This window comes from Nonomuraea sp. NPDC003709 (assembly GCF_040610775.1).
Classification (GTDB): domain Bacteria; phylum Actinomycetota; class Actinomycetes; order Streptosporangiales; family Streptosporangiaceae; genus Nonomuraea; species Nonomuraea angiospora_A.
Genome location: NZ_JBEXMW010000002.1, coordinates 432,470 through 447,309, shown reverse-complemented (window position 1 = coordinate 447,309; position 14,840 = coordinate 432,470). Strand labels below are relative to the sequence as shown.

15 protein-coding genes and 1 tRNA gene are annotated in these 14,840 nt (G+C 70.7%); 6 read left to right on the top strand and 10 right to left on the bottom strand.

The genetic code is table 11. From position 1 onward, the window contains the following. Positions 1-59 precede the first annotated feature (59 nt). Positions 60-1,259 carry a sensor histidine kinase gene (locus ABZX61_RS06580; RefSeq protein ID WP_355192047.1) on the top strand — a complete coding sequence of 400 codons (1,200 nt, stop codon included), beginning with the start codon at positions 60-62 and terminating at the stop codon, positions 1,257-1,259. After that, positions 1,256-1,945 (top strand): response regulator transcription factor, encoded by a 690-nt coding sequence (locus tag ABZX61_RS06575; RefSeq protein ID WP_355192045.1) that lies wholly within the window; start codon positions 1,256-1,258, stop codon positions 1,943-1,945. Before ABZX61_RS06580 ends, ABZX61_RS06575 begins: the two co-directional genes overlap by 4 nt. A gap of 242 nt (positions 1,946-2,187) precedes the next feature. On the opposite strand, the gene ABZX61_RS06570 is transcribed toward ABZX61_RS06575, so the two are convergent. From ABZX61_RS06570 to ABZX61_RS06560, 3 genes are all read right to left on the bottom strand, one after another. Next, entirely contained in the window at positions 2,188-2,685 is a 498-nt protein-coding gene (locus tag ABZX61_RS06570; protein WP_350726552.1) for a peptidase inhibitor family I36 protein, read from the bottom strand. A 489-nt stretch (positions 2,686-3,174) separates the two neighbouring features. Continuing rightward, the gene (locus ABZX61_RS06565) at positions 3,175-3,525 is read right to left on the bottom strand and encodes a hypothetical protein (protein WP_355192043.1); all 351 of its coding nucleotides are present in this window, start codon (positions 3,523-3,525) and stop codon (positions 3,175-3,177) included. Between the two features lie 115 nt (positions 3,526-3,640). After that, positions 3,641-3,717 (bottom strand) — tRNA-Pro (locus ABZX61_RS06560). A 519-nt stretch (positions 3,718-4,236) separates the two neighbouring features. Between ABZX61_RS06560 and ABZX61_RS06555 the strand changes: the two genes are divergently transcribed. Next, a complete protein-coding gene (locus ABZX61_RS06555) occupies positions 4,237-5,118 on the top strand; it encodes a hypothetical protein (RefSeq protein ID WP_355192041.1) in 882 nt (293 codons plus the stop codon). On the opposite strand, the gene ABZX61_RS06550 is transcribed toward ABZX61_RS06555, so the two are convergent. Continuing rightward, positions 5,119-5,925, bottom strand: a complete 807-nt coding sequence (locus tag ABZX61_RS06550) for a serine/threonine-protein kinase (RefSeq protein ID WP_350726540.1) — start codon at positions 5,923-5,925, stop codon at positions 5,119-5,121. A 56-nt stretch (positions 5,926-5,981) separates the two neighbouring features. After that, positions 5,982-7,226 carry an MFS transporter gene (locus tag ABZX61_RS06545; RefSeq protein WP_355192039.1) on the bottom strand — a complete coding sequence of 415 codons (1,245 nt, stop codon included), beginning with the start codon at positions 7,224-7,226 and terminating at the stop codon, positions 5,982-5,984. 67 nt (positions 7,227-7,293) lie between these two features. On the opposite strand from ABZX61_RS06545, the gene ABZX61_RS06540 reads away from it, so the two are divergent. Both ABZX61_RS06540 and ABZX61_RS06535 read left to right on the top strand, forming a co-directional pair. Beyond that, complete coding sequence (locus tag ABZX61_RS06540) at positions 7,294-7,941, top strand: helix-turn-helix domain-containing protein (protein ID WP_355192037.1); 648 nt, start codon at positions 7,294-7,296, stop codon at positions 7,939-7,941. A 23-nt stretch (positions 7,942-7,964) separates the two neighbouring features. Further along, positions 7,965-8,198 (top strand): hypothetical protein, encoded by a 234-nt coding sequence (locus ABZX61_RS06535; protein ID WP_355192035.1) that lies wholly within the window; start codon positions 7,965-7,967, stop codon positions 8,196-8,198. Positions 8,199-8,202: 4 nt separating this feature from the next. Here the strand turns inward: ABZX61_RS06535 and ABZX61_RS06530 are convergent, their stop codons facing one another. From ABZX61_RS06530 to ABZX61_RS06515, 4 genes are all read right to left on the bottom strand, one after another. After that, a complete protein-coding gene (locus ABZX61_RS06530; RefSeq protein ID WP_355192033.1) occupies positions 8,203-8,826 on the bottom strand; it encodes a DJ-1/PfpI family protein in 624 nt (207 codons plus the stop codon). Positions 8,827-8,829: 3 nt separating this feature from the next. Further along, positions 8,830-9,792, bottom strand: coding sequence for a GlxA family transcriptional regulator (locus ABZX61_RS06525; protein ID WP_355192031.1), 963 nt, complete (start codon positions 9,790-9,792; stop codon positions 8,830-8,832). Positions 9,793-9,906: 114 nt separating this feature from the next. Further along, entirely contained in the window at positions 9,907-11,532 is a 1,626-nt protein-coding gene (gene pruA, locus ABZX61_RS06520; protein ID WP_355192029.1) for an L-glutamate gamma-semialdehyde dehydrogenase, read from the bottom strand. Then, positions 11,532-12,449 carry a proline dehydrogenase family protein gene (locus ABZX61_RS06515; protein ID WP_355192027.1) on the bottom strand — a complete coding sequence of 306 codons (918 nt, stop codon included), beginning with the start codon at positions 12,447-12,449 and terminating at the stop codon, positions 11,532-11,534. Before ABZX61_RS06515 ends, pruA begins: the two co-directional genes overlap by 1 nt. Positions 12,450-12,524: 75 nt before the next feature. Here ABZX61_RS06515 and ABZX61_RS06510 point away from each other — a divergent pair, with 75 nt between their 5' ends. After that, complete coding sequence (locus ABZX61_RS06510; RefSeq protein WP_355192025.1) at positions 12,525-13,577, top strand: helix-turn-helix domain-containing protein; 1,053 nt, start codon at positions 12,525-12,527, stop codon at positions 13,575-13,577. Positions 13,578-13,695: 118 nt separating this feature from the next. On the opposite strand, the gene ABZX61_RS06505 is transcribed toward ABZX61_RS06510, so the two are convergent. After that, positions 13,696-14,799 carry a glycosyltransferase gene (locus ABZX61_RS06505; protein WP_355192023.1) on the bottom strand — a complete coding sequence of 368 codons (1,104 nt, stop codon included), beginning with the start codon at positions 14,797-14,799 and terminating at the stop codon, positions 13,696-13,698. Positions 14,800-14,840: the final 41 nt, after the last annotated feature.

Genomic DNA, 14,840 nt, shown 5'->3' with positions numbered 1-14,840 from the left:
TGCGGATGTCCGACCGTGGGCAGATGCCGGTTGATCGGGAAAGGCGATAACTTCTGGTCATGGTTCGGGCTCGGCGGCTCGGTGGGCACGGCGTTGCCGACGCTGTGGTGGCGGTCATCGTGGCGCTGACCGTCGGCTATGCCATCGTCGATCCGCCGGGCCCGTCGTCGTGGTGGCCCGCTTGGTCGGCTTGGCCGGTGGCGGCGGTCATGAGTTTTCCGGTCGCATTCCGGCGGCGCCGGCCGCGGGCCATGCTGGGGCTCGCGTGCGCCGCGGCAGTGCTGGCGACGCTGGCCGGTGCCGTCGCGGCGGGCGCGATCTGGGTGTCGTTCGTACCGACCGTGCTCGTGCTGTACCTGGTGGCCTCCACCGCCTCGGTCGGGTGGTCGTTGGGCGGCCTGTCGGTGTGCGTGGCCGGCTCGGTGACCGCCATCCTGATCTTCTACGAGCAGGTGCTCCCCGGCCTTCCACCCGCGGCGGCGCCCAGCGAGTTGCCGCCGTACTGGCCGGTCGAGATCGGCGCGATCTGCGTGCTGCTGACGGCCGGATGGGCCATCGGGACGGCCGTCCGCTGGAAGCGGGACACGACCGCCCGCCTCGTCCGCCACCTCGCCGAGGCGGCCGTGGCCGACGAACGCAGGCGCATCGCCCGGGAGCTGCATGACGTCATCGGCCACAGCATGAGCGTGATCGCCGTCAAGGCCACCGTCGCCAACCATGTCGCCGACGCCCGCCCGCACGAGGTGCGCGCCGCGCTGGCCGTCATCGAGCAGACCAGCCGAAGCACGCTCGCCGAGATCCACCGGGTGCTCGGCCTCCTGCGCTCCGACGACGATCCCCACCAGCCCCACCTGCCCGTTCCCGGCATGGCGGACCTGCCCGAGCTGGCCGCCCATGCCCGCTCGGCCGGGGTGGAGGTGGATCTGACCGTCCGCGAAGAGGCGGTGCTGCCTCCCGCGGTCGCGATGTCGGTGTACCGCATCGTGCAACAGGCCCTGACCAACGTCATCACCCACGCGGCGCCCACCCGCTGCGCTGTCACCGTGGAGATCGACGGGCGGGAGGCCATGATCGAGGTCATCGACGACGGCCCCCGCCACGGCCGGCCGCCGCGCACGGGCCACGGCGGACACGGCCTGATCGGCATGCGCGAACGGGCCAAGATGTACGGAGGCACGTTCAGCGCGGGACGCCGGCCCGAAGGAGGCTTTCACGTGACCGCTCGCCTGCCCTACGACCCGAACGGCACCATCGCATGACCGCCGACGCCGCCGCACACGATCCGCCCCCACCCGTCCGGGTCCTGCTGGCCGAGGACCAGGTCCTGGTGCGCGACAGCCTCAAACTCCTCATCGACACCACACCGGGGCTGGCCACCGTGGGCGAGGCCGGCACCGGCGCCGAAGCCGTGCTCCTGGCCCGCCGGCGGCGACCCGACGTCGTCCTCATGGACGTGCGTATGCCCGACATGGATGGCATCGAGGCGACGCGCCGTATCTGCGCCGCCCCGGACAGCGCCGGCGTCCGCGTGCTGATCCTCACCACGTTCGATCTGGACGAATACGTGTACGCCTCGCTCAGGGCCGGCGCCAGTGGATTCCTCGTCAAGAGCGCGACGGCGAGCGAGCTCCTGGCCGCCATCCGGGTCGTCGCCTCCGGCGAAGCCCTGCTCGCGCCCACCGTGACCCGCCGGCTCATCGCCGATTTCCTGCGAGGCCCGCACTCCGCCCCGGTCCTGCGGGACCTCAACGACATCACTCAACGCGAGCGCGAGGTACTCACCCTCATCGGCAAGGGGATGTCCAACTCCGAGATCGCGGAGCACCTCCACCTCACCGTCGGCACGGTCAAAACCCACATCGGCCGTCTCCTGGCCAAACTGCACGCCAGGGACCGAGCCCAGCTCGTCATCGCCGCCTACGAAGGCGGGCTCATCACCATCTGAGACCCGGTCGTCGTCATTGCGGGGCGGGGTCGGGGTTCAGGCCGGCCCACAACGTACGCCGAGCCTTCCGGAAGATCGTCAAGGCCCCAGGGATGCCCGCCTCCTGCTTGCGAGCAGATCCGCGCCGTACTCCTGCAAGGAGCTGCGACGACGGGCACCCCAGCACACCCGAACCCCGCCGCGTCCGATCACGCAACGGCATCACGGGCATCAACTCGCGAACCGCCCTCTGATCTGGTTGGTCAGGCGCAGATCTTCACTGCGTCAGTCATGTTGTCCGCCGACTGTGGCATGTCGCCCTTCGCACCGTCGGGCACGTCCACGAGTAGCTGCCATTCGGCACCCGTCCAGTTGTACAGTGCGACGCTCTTGCCAGTCCGGTTCTGATACGAGGTCAGCCGGTCCCCCAAGCCGGCGCTCCCGATGTCATACATGCTGCAGGTGGCGTCCTTTTGAACGATCATGGCGCCCTCACCTTGAGCGTCATCCCATGCGCAGAACAGTCCACCGGGGCAGCTCCACCCCGCCGCGCCGCTGGTCGGCTTGGATGATTGCTTGGAGGAGTTGTGGCCACTCTTGGGGTTGCCTGCTGAGGCGGAGTGGCTACCGCCGTCCTGGCAGACCCCGACTGCCCGGCATACCGGTTCGCCCCACAGCGGTGAGGTCACGAGGGCCGTGATCAGGCCGATAACGGCGACCACTATGGGTATCAGCGAGCTGCTACTTTCTCGCCCTGTCATGCAGACTCTCCTGGTTTGGGGGGTTGTGGCCCGGTTAGGGCATGGCGTGTTGCCGGATGGTGCTGGTGCATCGGGGGTAGTGATCTACCGCGCAGGTGAAGACCGTCTTGGCCGTGCTCGGCGGCGTTTCGGGCAGCAGGAACGTCTCGGCGGCCTCGAGGTCGACCTGCTAGCCGAGGTCCTGCAGGGCATCACCAGCGGCCCGGCGGCGCCGAGTATCCCTTGGGGACCGTGGATGCGCATGCCCCGCCATGACCCTGAGGTCGGCGATCGCTGCGAGGCAGGGCATCCGCATCTCAGGCAGATCTCCCAGGATGATCTGCACCCAGCGATCGGCCGCCCCTTGAACGCCGCCTTCTGCGTCTCCGGCAGCCCGCCCAGGAACTCGACCTCGACGAGTGGTGATTCCGTATCTGCGAGCATCTTCACCCGCGTGACGTCGGCGATCGCCCTGTACGTCTCGTTGGTGGCCACGGGCCACTCCCTCCGTTACCTGCTCTGTGAAGGTAAACCGGCAACGATCTGCACGCCTGAGTAACCCATACTCAATTCGGCCGGCGGGAGGAGGCGCGGCGAAGGGCGGCGGGCGAGAAGCGGCAGGATCACGGGCTCGTCTTCGCCTTGCTCGTCGGCACGCCGCTCGACGTCCACAACGTCCGACGTGCCTTCCGAGAGATCATCGAGGACGCGGGGATGCCCGCCTACCACTGGACTTCTCGCGAGACGAGACGAGACGCGCCACAGCTTCGTCTCGCTGCTCTCCCACCCCGGCACATCGCCCGGCTCGTCGGCCACAGCGGGACGGCCGTCACCGAAGCCGTCCACCGTAAGCAGATCCACCCCGTACTCCTGCAAGGAGCTACGGCGATGGACACCCTCTTCGCCCCGTTAGTCACCCACCCATGCGAAAGGGTGCCACCCTATTGAGTGACACCCTCATCGACCACCGAGAATATGGTCGGGACGACAGGATTTGAACCTGCGACCCCTTGACCCCCAGTCAAGTGCGCTACCAAGCTGCGCTACGTCCCGGTCGCGCCGGCCGCCCCCTGCGGAGCGGAACGTCACAACCTTAGCGCACATCCGAGGTGCGGGATCATGGACAGTAACGCTGTAACGCCTCCATCGCGCGCAGTGATGAACACCGTGACGGCGTCGCACGCGAGGAGGGCCCGGCGGAATGTCCTGGCGGAGCTCGCTGGCCGAGATCATCGTCACCGCGTTTCTGCTGGGACCGCTCTGCGCGTGCGGAGACGGACAGGTGGACGCGCCGGCGTCGGGGACGCCGGTCGCGTCGAAGTCGAAGACTCCGACGCGGTCAGTGAAGAAAGGCGTGCGCACCCCCGAACCGACGCGGTCCAGGCGCAGACCATGCCCGACCGGCGGTGGTGAAGCGCCGTTGCCGTGCCCCTCGATCGCGCCGCCCGGCACCCCGACTCCCACCATCACGGTCCCGCAGCCCACGACTACGGCCCTGCCCCTTCCCGAGGCGTCCCCGGAGCCGTCGCCGGAGGCACTGCCCGCCACCGCCGCTCCGCAGGCTCCGTAGCCGTGCAGGAAAGCGAGCAGGGCGAGTCGCGTCCGCTCGACGCGATCGGGCTGATCACCGCGCTGATCACCGTCAGCGCGGCGGTGCTCATCTACATGGGATGGGCCTACCTGGAGGGTTACCTTCAGTATTTCAGTCTGAGGGCCACCGACCTGGGGTACGGCGCCGACGAATACGCCATCTACGGCGTCAACCTCTTCGACACCGGTTTCCTGCCGTGGATGGTGGCGATCCCGCTGGCGCTCGCCGTCGCCGCCCACCGGGCCCTGCTGGTCCGGTTCGTGCCGCAGTGGCTGCGGGGGGCCGGGGCGCGGCTGAAGAGCCGGGTGCCGGTCGTGGCGGACCGCAGGGTCGTGGGAGGCGGGCTCGCGCTCGCCGGGCTCGTCTGCGCCGTCGCCGTGCTCAACCGATGGTGGCAGATGGGTACGTACCAGCTGCTCGCGCTGTCGGCCCTCGGCCTGCTGTTGCTGACCTGGCCGTCGCCGGCCCGGAAATCCAACCGGATCACCTTCGCCTTCAGCGTGGCCATGGCCGTCTTCTCACTGCTCTGGGCCGCGTCCCTGTACGCCAACGGGCGGGGGACGAGGACGGCCGAGCAAGCCGTGCGCGATCTGCCCGAGCGGACCCAGGTGGTGATCTGGTCGAAGGACGACCTCTCGGTCAACCCCGCAGGCATCGAGCACCAGAAATACAAGACCGGGAAATACCGGCACTCCTACACGGGAATGCGGCTCCTGCTCGTCCGTGACGACCGTTACTATCTCGTGCCGCCGGTGAGCGAGAAGGACTGGCGGGACGGCGGGGGCCGTACGTACGTCCTCCCGCAGAACGACGACATCCGCATGGAGATCCTGCCGGGCAGGCAACCCGGCAGGGGAATCTGATCAGATGGCGGCCTGGAACGAGCTGGCGCGCATGCCGGCCAGCAGGCCCGCCGTCTGGTCCGGCGTGTAGCGGCGCACCGGGTCGTGGTGGAGCAGGCCCTCGATGAGCGGCCGCATCACCCCGGCCCGCCGGGGCGGTGGGTACGGGCCGCTGCGGGCCATGCCGAGCACCGTGGCCGCGTCCTGGCCCGGGTAGGGCGGCTGGCCCTCGACGGCGCTGTAGAGGGTGGCGCCGAAGGACCACATGTCGGCCTCTTTACTGGCCGGCCCCCCGTGCAGCCGCTCGGGCGCCATGAACGCCGGAGTGCCCCGCAACCGCCGCGACCTGGTCATCCGGATGTCGCCCTCGGCGGTCGCTATGCCGAAGTCGGTCAGCACCACCCGGTCACCGGTCAGCATCACATTGGCGGGCTTCACGTCGCGATGCAGCACTCCGGCCTGGTGGGCGGTCCGTAGCGCGGCGAGCAGATGCTGCCCGATCGCGGCGACCGACTGGGCCGGTAAGGTGCCCACCTGGGAGAGCAGCTGGTGCAACGAGAGCCCGTCCAGGTATTCCATCACGATCCAGAGCTTGCCGCCCTCTTCGATCAGGTCGTGGACCGTGACGATGTTAGGGTGCGTCAGCCCGGCAGCCATCCTGGCCTCACGCAGCACCCGGCGGCGCACCATCTCGGCCTCACCGGCCAAGGTCAGCTCCTTCAGCGCCACCGTACGGTGGAGGAGCTGATCGAACGCACGCCAGACGACACCCATACCCCCACGACCGGCCTCCTCGTTCAGGAGGTACCGTCCGCCGATCTCCCGCATACCATCCCCTCTTGCTCGGGGATAATCATGTCACTTCAGCACAGGCCGTAGGGTGCCTAACGTGATCCTGATATGTCGGAAAGTGCGGGTGCGCTGGTCAACGGCCTAGAAATTCGATCAGACAACGCGCGCCACACCAGTCCGACGCCCCCCAAACATACTCCAGTGGCGCCCACGAGGACGGCGCCAAGCCCCGCAAACTCGGCCACGACGCCTCCCAGCGCAGCCCCGAGCGGCATCCCACCCATGCCGACGAGGCGGTATGCCGAATTGACCCTCCCGAGCAATTCGGCCGGGATCAGCCGCTGCCGGGCCGAGATCACCAGGACGTTGCCCGCCGCGCCCACCACGCCCCACAGCACCGCCGTCGGGTAGAGCGTCCACGGGGAGGGCACGACCACCGGCACGATGAGCAGGAGGCTGGTCGTCAGCCAGCATCCCACGAGCGCGCGGAACTCCCCGAAGCGTCCCGCGACCCACCCCGACAGCAGGGACCCCGGGAGCGCCCCGACGGCGAACGCGGTCGTCATCAGGCCGTATTCGCCCGGCTCCAGCCCGATCCGCGACCCGTCGCCGACGGCCCACAGCACGAAGACGGCGAAGTAGGCGGCGTTGGCGAGGTTGAGCAGCCCGGCCGTGATGGCCAGGCTCCGCAGCACCCGGTGGGACCACAGGTACCGCAGCGCCTCGCCGATGTCCTGCCGCAGCGGCCGGCGCCCCTGCGCGCGAGGGGCGTCCATCCGGTACGTGCCGCGCATGCCCAGCAACAGCAGGCCCGCGGCGCCGTACAGGAGGGCCGGGGCGCCGAAGACGACGGCGGGGAGGGTGACGACGAGCAGGCCCGCCAGCGGCGCCCCGACGAAGTCGTTGCCGATCATCTGGGCGGTGGAGACGCGGCCGTTCGCCCTGGTCAGGTGGCCCTGAGGCACGGTCATGGGCAGGATCGACTGCGCCGAGACGTCGGCGAAGACCTCGGCCACCCCGGCCAGGAGCACGGCCGCCAGCAGCACCCACAGGTCGAGCAGGCCGAGCAGGGCCGCCAGCCCGGCGAGGGAGAGGATCGCGGCCCGGGCGACGTTGGCCACGACCATGATGCGGCGGCGGTCGAGCCGGTCGGCGAGGGCCCCGGCGTGCAGCGCGAGGAGCAGCCACGGCACCGTCGCGGCCGCCCCCGCCAGCGACACCAGCGTGGGCGAACGGGTCATCGACACGGCCAGCAGCGGCGCCCCGACCTTCAGCACGCCGTCGGCCAGGTTCGACAGCGCGGTGGAGGACAAGAGAAATCCGAACGAACGCCCCACGGCTCACTCCGATAGTGTGTAAGGGAAAGTGTGCATAGTTTTCTTTGCAAAGATAGGCTTGCATAGCATGCAGAGCAAGAGCTTCTCCGCCCGCACGCTCGACGCGAACGCCCTGAAGTCGTTCGCCCACCCGCTGCGGCTGCGGATCTACGAGCTGCTGGACGAGCACGGCCCCTCCACGGCCACCAAGCTCGCCGCCCTGCTCGGGCAGAACACCGGCGCCACGAGCTACCACCTGAGGGAGCTGGCCGGGCACGGCATGATCGAGGTCGTGCCGGGGATGGGGCGCGGCAAGGAGAAGTACTGGCGCATCACGCCCGGCGGATTCTCCTTCGGGGAGCCGGGCTCCGACCCCGAGACGGCCAGCGCGATGGAGTTCCTGCTGGACGACCTGGTGCGCCAGCGCGGCGCGGAGCTGGCCCGGTGGCGCGAGGAGGAGGCGCGGGCGCCCGAGGAGTGGGTGCGCGCGAGCGGCTACGGGCGGCGGTCGCTGCGGCTCACGCCGGAGGAGAGCGCGGCGCTGCGGGACGAGGTGTTCGAGGTGCTGGAACGGTATCGCACGCTGTCGGACCGCAGGGAGATCGCGTCGCCGGACTCCCGCGATCCGTCGACGGGACGCGTGGTCATCCACTTCGACGTGCTGCCGGTGGGAGCCGGTCAGGAGCCGGCCGAGGAGGGCACGCCTCAGGGCCGCCCACAGCCCGGGCGGCCCTGAGGCGGACCAGTACACTGACCGCCGTGGCGCTCTACGCTCTCATCGAGAAGGTCAGCGAGGACGCCGGCCAGGCCCGGTATCAGTACTCCGAGGGCACGGGGTTCGTCCTCGGCCACGTGATCCTCGACAAGGCCGGCGAACGGCTGTGGATCGAGGACGGCGAGGAGACGTACCTCTCCCGGGCCGTGGTGCGGAAGATCGCGGTCCACTGGGCGACCCACGGCGTGACGCCCGTGAAGCTGGCCGTGCAGTCGTAGCGGGTCAGCCGATGAGCTTGAGCGCCAGCTCGGTCAGGCCCTCCGGCGCCGTCCTGGGCGACCCGGCGTCGAACGGCGGGTGCGGGTCGTACTCGATCACGAGCTGCACCGACTGCGCGGTCGTCTCGTCGGTCGCCTGGGCCAGCAGCGTCAGCGCCATGTCGATCCCCGCCGACACCCCCGCAGCGGTCACGATCCGGCCCTGGGTGACGACGCGCTCGCTCACCGGCTCGGCCCCGTACTGCGGCAGCATGTCGAGCAGGGCCCAGTGGCTGGTCGCCGTCAGCCCCTCCAGCAGCCCCGCGGCCGCCAGGACGAACGAGCCGCTGCACACCGAGGTCGTCCATTGGCTGTGCTCGTGGGCCTCCCGCAGCCAGCCCAGCAGCGCCTCGTCGGACATGACGTCGAATGTCCCCGGGCCGCCCGGGACCACGATCACGTCGGGGTGGGGCAGGTCCTCGTAGGAGGCCGTGGCGGTGAGGGTGAGCGTGCCCCGGTCGTCGGTGACCGGCCCGGGCTCGGCCGCGACGAACGTGACCGTCCAGCCGGGCGCGAAGGCCAGCACCGTGTACGGCCCGACCGCGTCGAGCGCGGTGAAACGGGGATAGAGCAGGATCGCCACATGCATCGCTTACTTCTCCTTCGATCGGAACCTGCGACGGTGGTCGCCGGGTGAGATCCGCCAGTGGCGGCGGAAGACGCGGTAGAGGGTCTCCGGCGTGCCGAGCCCCGACTCCCTGGCCACCCGGTCCAGCGGGTGGGCGGTGACCTCCAGGAGCCGCCTGGCGGCCTCGGCGCGGCTGCGTTCGACGTACCGGCCGGGCGACAGGCCGGTCTGCTCGGTGAAGACACGGGAGAAGTGGCGCTCGCTCATCCCCACCCGGTCGGCGAGCGCGGGGACGCTCAGGTCGGCGGCGGGGTTCGCGTCGATGTAGGCCTGCAACTCCCTGAGCGGCTCGCTGCGCGGCGTCATGGCCCGCATCGGGGTGCTGAACTGGCTCTGCCCGCCCGGCCTGTGCAGGTACACCACGAGGCCGCGGGCGACGTCGCGGGCGAGCGCGTGGCCGTGGTCCCTGGCCACCAGCGCGAGCGCGAGGTCCACGCCGGACAGCACGCCCGCCGAGGTCCAGACGTTGCCGTCCTCGATGTAGAGGGGGTCGGCGTCCACCTCGACGCACTTGTAGCGGGCGTCCAGCTCGCCGGCGGCGAGCCAGTGCGTGGTGGCCCGCCGGTGGTCCAGCAGCCCGGCCTCGGCCAGCAGGAACGCCCCGTTGCACACGGACGCGACCCGCCGCGCGCCCGCGGCCAGCCGGGCGACGCCCTCGACGAGCTCCCGGTCGCCCAGCTGCTCGGGGACCGACATCCCGCCCACGACCATCAGCGTGTCGACGGGCCCGGTGACCTCGCCGAGGGCGCGGGCCGTGACGGCGATCCCGTTGCCGGAGGGCACGGGACCGGCGCGCACGGCCGCCACCTCGACCCGGTAGCCGTCCTGGGGCGCCAGCAGGGCCGCCGTCGCGAACACGTCGGACGGCCCGGCCAGGTCGAGCAGCTGGAAGCCGGGGAAGACGACCATGAGAACCCGTCGCTGCATGTCTTCATGCTGGTGGCGGGCCTGTCAAGGCGTCAACGACACAAATATTGCACATTACGCCATGAGCCCCCCGGGGCAGGACCGGGGGGCTCATGGGCTTGCTGGGCTGAAAAATCAGCCCATGTGCGGATAACGATGGTCGGTGGGCGGGACGAACGTCTCCTTGATCGTGCGGGCGTTCACCCAGCGGATCAGGTTGAAGATCGAGCCCGCCTTGTCGTTGGTGCCCGAGGCGCGGGCGCCGCCGAACGGCTGCTGGCCCACGACCGCGCCCGTCGGCTTGTCGTTGACGTAGAAGTTGCCCGCCGCGAAGCGCAGCCGGTCGGACGCCGACGCGATGGCGTAGCGGTCCTGGGCGATGATCGAGCCGGTCAGCGCGTACGGGGCGATGCCCTCCATCTGGTCGAGCACCGTGTCGAAGTCGCGGTCCTCGTAGACGTGCACGCCCAGGATGGGCCCGAAGTACTCCTTGACGAAGATCTCGTCCGTGGGGTCGGCCGACTCCAGGATGGTCGGCTTGACGAAGTAGCCGACGCTGTCGTCGTACGAGCCGGTGAGGACGTCGATGTTCGCGGCCGCCCGCGCCCGGTCGATGGCCTCCTTGTGCTTGGCGAAGGCCCGGGCGTCGATGACCCCGCCCATGAACGTCGACAGGTCGCCCGACACGTCGCCCACGGTCAGCGACTCGGCGGTGGCCACGAAGTCGTCGCGCATCCGGTTCCAGACCGAGCGCGGCACATAAGCCCGCGAGGCCGCCGAGCACTTCTGTCCCTGGTACTCGAAGGCGCCCCTGACCAGCGCCGTCGAGAGCACGGCCGGGTCGGCGGACGGGTGGGCCAGCACGAAGTCCTTGCCGCCGGTCTCGCCGACGAGGCGCGGGTAGCCGTGGTAGGAGGCGATGTTCTGGCCGATGGTGCTCCACAGGTGCTGGAACGTCGCCGTGGAGCCGGTGAAGTGGATCCCGGCCAGGGCCGGGTGCGCGAGCGCCACCTCGGAGACGGCCTGGCCGTTGCCGGTGACCATGTTGATCACGCCGGGAGGCAGCCCGGCGGCCTCCAGCAGCCGCATCGTGAAGTGCGCGGCGAACTGCTGGGTGGGCGACGGCTTCCAGACGACGACATTCCCCATCAAAGCCGCAGAAGTCGGCAGATTTCCGGCGATGGCGGTGAAGTTGAACGGCGTGATCGCCAGCACGAAGCCTTCGAGCGGCCGGTACTCCATCCGGTTCCACACGCCGGGCGACGAGATCGGCTGGTCGGCGTAGAGCTGGCGCGCGTAGGCCACGTTGAAGCGCAGGAAGTCGATCAGCTCGCAGGCCGAGTCGATCTCCGCCTGCTGCACCGACTTCGACTGGCCCAGCACGGTCGCCGCGTTGAGCGTGGCCCGCCACGGCCCGGCCAGCAGGTCGGCGGCCTTGAGGAAGATCGCCGCCCGCTCGTCGAACGACAGGGCCCGCCACGCCGGCGCCGCCCGCAGCGCCGCCTCCACGGCGTCCTGCACGTCCCGGGCCGTAGCGTCGTTGGTACGGCCCAGGACGGCAGCGTGGTTGTGCGGTTGCACCACGTCGATGGGAGCGCCCGCGCCGAGGCGCTGCTCGCCGTCGATCGTCATGGTCAGGTCGATCGACGACCCGGCCAGCTCCTTGATGCGGTCCTCCAGCGCCGACCGCTCGGCGCTGCCCGGCGCGTACCCGTAGATGCGCTCGTTGGCAGGAACGGGGACGTTGCTGATGGCATCCATTACTTACCCCCAAGGGCGCGAAGGAAGAAGGCGACGTTGGCCGGGCGCTCCGCGAGGCGGCGCATGAAGTAGCCGTACCAGTCGTCGCCGTAGGGGACGTAGACGCGGACCGTGTGGCCGGCCCCGGCCAGGGACTCCTGCAGGTCGGTCCGGATTCCGTAGAGCATCTGGAACTCGTGGTCGCCGATCGTCCGCCCGAACCGGTCGGCGAGCACCTCCGTGATCGCGATCATGCGATCGTCGTGCGTCGCCACCATGGGATACCCCTTCCCCGCCATGAGGATCCGCAGGCATCGCACGTACGCCTTGTCCACGGCGCCGCGGCCCTGGTGCGCGACGGAGGCGGGCTCGCGGTAGGCGCCCTTGACCAGGCGAACCCGGGAGCCCTCGGCGGACAGGTCGCGGCAGTCGGCCTCGCTGCGGAACAGGTACGCCTGGATCGCCACACCGGTCGACGGGTAGTCCTCGCGCAGCTTGCGCAGGATGGTCAGCGTCGAGTCGACGGTGGTGTGATCCTCCATGTCGAGCGTGACGGTCGAGCCGTTGCGCGCCGCCGCGGCGCAGATCTCGCGGGCGTGTTCCAGCGCCATCGCGTCGTCGAGCCGCTGCCCCACGGCCGACAGCTTCACCGACACCTCGCCCCGGACGCCGAGGTCGAGCGGCCTGACGGCGTCGAGCAGCGTGAGGTAGGCGTCCGCGGTGGCCTCGGCGGCCCGCGCGTCGCGCGTCTCCTCGCCGAGATGGTCGACGGTGACGGCGAGTTTCATGTCGCGCAGGCGCTCGATGGCGTCGCGGGCCTCCTGGACGCTCTCGCCCGCGACGAACCGATCGACCACCTTCCTGGTGAGCGGGAAGGCCGACACGGAACGACGTACGACGCCGCTCCCGGACGCGGCGAGGAGCACTTGACCCAGCATGCCTCAAGTCTAAAAACGCAGCTCAGCGGGGGCCATCGACGTGCGTAACGGCCGATGTGGCAGGCTGTCATACAAATGCACAACACGGCAGACCTGCAAGAGATCGTCGACGAGATCGCCGCCCGGCTGGGGGCGTCCGCGACGCTGGAGGACCGCTCGTTCCGGCTGCTGGCGTACGGGGCGCAGCACGGCGACATCGACACGGTCCGCCAGGAGTCGATCCTGCGCCGGCGCGCCACCGGAGAGGTGCGCGACTACTTCGAGCGCTACGGCATCGCCAAGGCCCCCGGCCCGATCCGGATCCCCGCCGACGCCGAGCTCGGGGTCCTGGCCAGGGTGTGCTGGCCGCTGCGCCACGGCGAGGTCACCTACGGCTATCTCTGGCTGCTCGACTCGGGCTCGCTTACCGCGCTCGAACCCGTCGCGCCGCTGGTGGCCAGGGCCGCCGCCGCCCTCGCCCAGGAGGCCAGGAGCCGGCAGGACCTCGGCCGCGGACTGCTCGCCCTCTTCTCGGCCGACCCGTCCGAGCGGGCGGGCGCGGCCATCGAGGTGCCGGGCCCCGTCGCGGCGATCGCCGTACGCGAGTCGGCCGAGCGCCTCGCCGCCCTCTGGACGCTGCCGCGCGGCGTCCTGGCCCGCCCCGGCTCGCCCGTCGCCCTGCTCGCCCCCGCCCACCTCGCGGGGGAGGTGGCGCAGACCCTGCAGAGCGCGTACGGCACCGCCGCCGGCATCGGCGCGCCCCGGGCGGACCCGGCCGACGCCTGGCTGAGCTGGCGCGAGGCCCGCCACGCCCTGCGCGTCGCCGAGCACTTCCCCCGGTACGCGCCCGTCGCCCGCTGGGAGGACCTGGGCGTGCACCGCCTGCTGGCCAGGCTCGGCCAGGCGGACCTGCGCGAGCTGGCGGCCGAGACCGCGGTCCTGGACGGCGAACTGGCCGAGACCGTGGAGGCATACCTCGACCACGGCGGCCACGCCCAGAAGACGGCCGCCGAGCTCGGCATCCACCGCCAGACGCTCTACTACCGGCTGGGCAAGGCCGAGCGCCTCACCCACCGGGATCTTTCGGACGGCGACGACCGCCTGGCCGTGCACCTGGGACTCAAGGCCGCCCGGCTCTGCGGATCCTGACCATGTCAAGGTGCCGGGTCGTGGTGCCGGGTCATGGTGCCGGGTCATGGTGCCGGGTCATGGTGCCGGGTCATGGTGCCGGCAGGCGGCTGCTGCCGCCTGCCGGGGTTTCGGTGCTTCAGGCGCAGGCCGCCTCGTACACCCGTACCAGTTCCTGGCTCACCCGCTCCCAGGAGTAGCGCGAACGCGCCCGGTCGGCGCCGGCGTAGCCCAGCGCGGTCCGCAGGGTGGGGTCCCACAGCAGCTCGCGGGCCAGCCGCGCGGTGCGCGCCGGCCGGTCCGGAGGCACGAGCAGCCCGGTGACGCCGTCGATGACGGAGTCCAGGTGGGCGCCGACGGCCGAGGCGATCACCGGTACGCCGCAGGCCATCGCCTCCAGCGCGACGATGCCCGTCACGGCCTCGCGCGGCACCGACACCACGGCGTCCGCGCTGCGCATGAGCTTCGGCACGGTGGACCGCTTGACCTGGCCCAGCAGCGTCACCTGGTCGGCGACCTCGAGCTGCTCGGCCAGCGCGCGCAGCCGGCGGGCGTCCTGGTCGCTGTCGAGGTCCTCGGGCTCGGGCCCGCCCGCGATGACCAGCTCGACGTCGCCGAGCCCCGGCAGCGCCCGCACGATGGTGTCCGCGCCGCGATCCACCGTCAGCGGCCCGACGTGCAGGAGCCGCTTGCGCGTGCCCTTCGTGGCCACCGCGCCGCGGCGCTGGAAGCGCTCAGTGTCGACGCCGTACGGGACGACGGCGATGTGGTTGCGCGGCACGCCCAGCCGGATCAGCGCCGACTCCTCGTCCCCGGAGCCCGCGATGACCGCGTTGGCCCGGCGGCCGAGGGCCAGCTCCAGCTCCTTGTGCGAGGCGTCGACCGTGTGGAACGTCTGCGTGACCGGCACCCCCAGCCCGTTGGCACCCGCCACCGCCACCAGCCCACCGGTCCACGAATGCGCGTGGATCACGTCGGGCCGGTCCTGGTTCCACCGCCGCATCAGGTGCTCGCCGACGTCGTTCAGGTAGGGAACGACGCCGTCGGCCGTCAGCTCCTGGGCCGGGCCCACATCGATCTGCTCCAACGTGACCCCCGGGGCCACCCGCGTCTTGGGCTTGCCCTCAATGCTGTCACGACGGGAGTAGACGGTGACGTGGTGCTCGCGGCCGAGCTCACGGGCGACGGAAAGGATGCGGTCACGCCGGTTGCTCTCGGCGGAAGCTACGATCGCGATATTCATGGCACACCTCAGCGAAGCAAGACTGAAAGGTGCGCCTGCGT

Bases quoted from the DNA above. Each gene is read 5' to 3' on its own strand.
- ABZX61_RS06580 (WP_355192047.1), top strand. From the start codon at position 60: ATGGTTCGGGCTCGGCGGCTCGGTGGGCACGGCGTTGCCGACGCTGTG.
- ABZX61_RS06575 (WP_355192045.1), top strand. From the start codon at position 1,256: ATGACCGCCGACGCCGCCGCACACGATCCGCCCCCACCCGTCCGGGTC.
- ABZX61_RS06570 (WP_350726552.1), bottom strand. From the start codon at position 2,685: ATGACAGGGCGAGAAAGTAGCAGCTCGCTGATACCCATAGTGGTCGCC.
- ABZX61_RS06550 (WP_350726540.1), bottom strand. From the start codon at position 5,925: ATGCGGGAGATCGGCGGACGGTACCTCCTGAACGAGGAGGCCGGTCGT.
- ABZX61_RS06540 (WP_355192037.1), top strand. From the start codon at position 7,294: ATGCAGAGCAAGAGCTTCTCCGCCCGCACGCTCGACGCGAACGCCCTG.
- ABZX61_RS06530 (WP_355192033.1), bottom strand. From the start codon at position 8,826: ATGCATGTGGCGATCCTGCTCTATCCCCGTTTCACCGCGCTCGACGCG.
- ABZX61_RS06525 (WP_355192031.1), bottom strand. From the start codon at position 9,792: ATGCAGCGACGGGTTCTCATGGTCGTCTTCCCCGGCTTCCAGCTGCTC.
- pruA (WP_355192029.1), bottom strand. From the start codon at position 11,532: ATGGATGCCATCAGCAACGTCCCCGTTCCTGCCAACGAGCGCATCTAC.
- ABZX61_RS06515 (WP_355192027.1), bottom strand. From the start codon at position 12,449: ATGCTGGGTCAAGTGCTCCTCGCCGCGTCCGGGAGCGGCGTCGTACGT.
- ABZX61_RS06510 (WP_355192025.1), top strand. From the start codon at position 12,525: ATGCACAACACGGCAGACCTGCAAGAGATCGTCGACGAGATCGCCGCC.
- ABZX61_RS06505 (WP_355192023.1), bottom strand. From the start codon at position 14,799: ATGAATATCGCGATCGTAGCTTCCGCCGAGAGCAACCGGCGTGACCGC.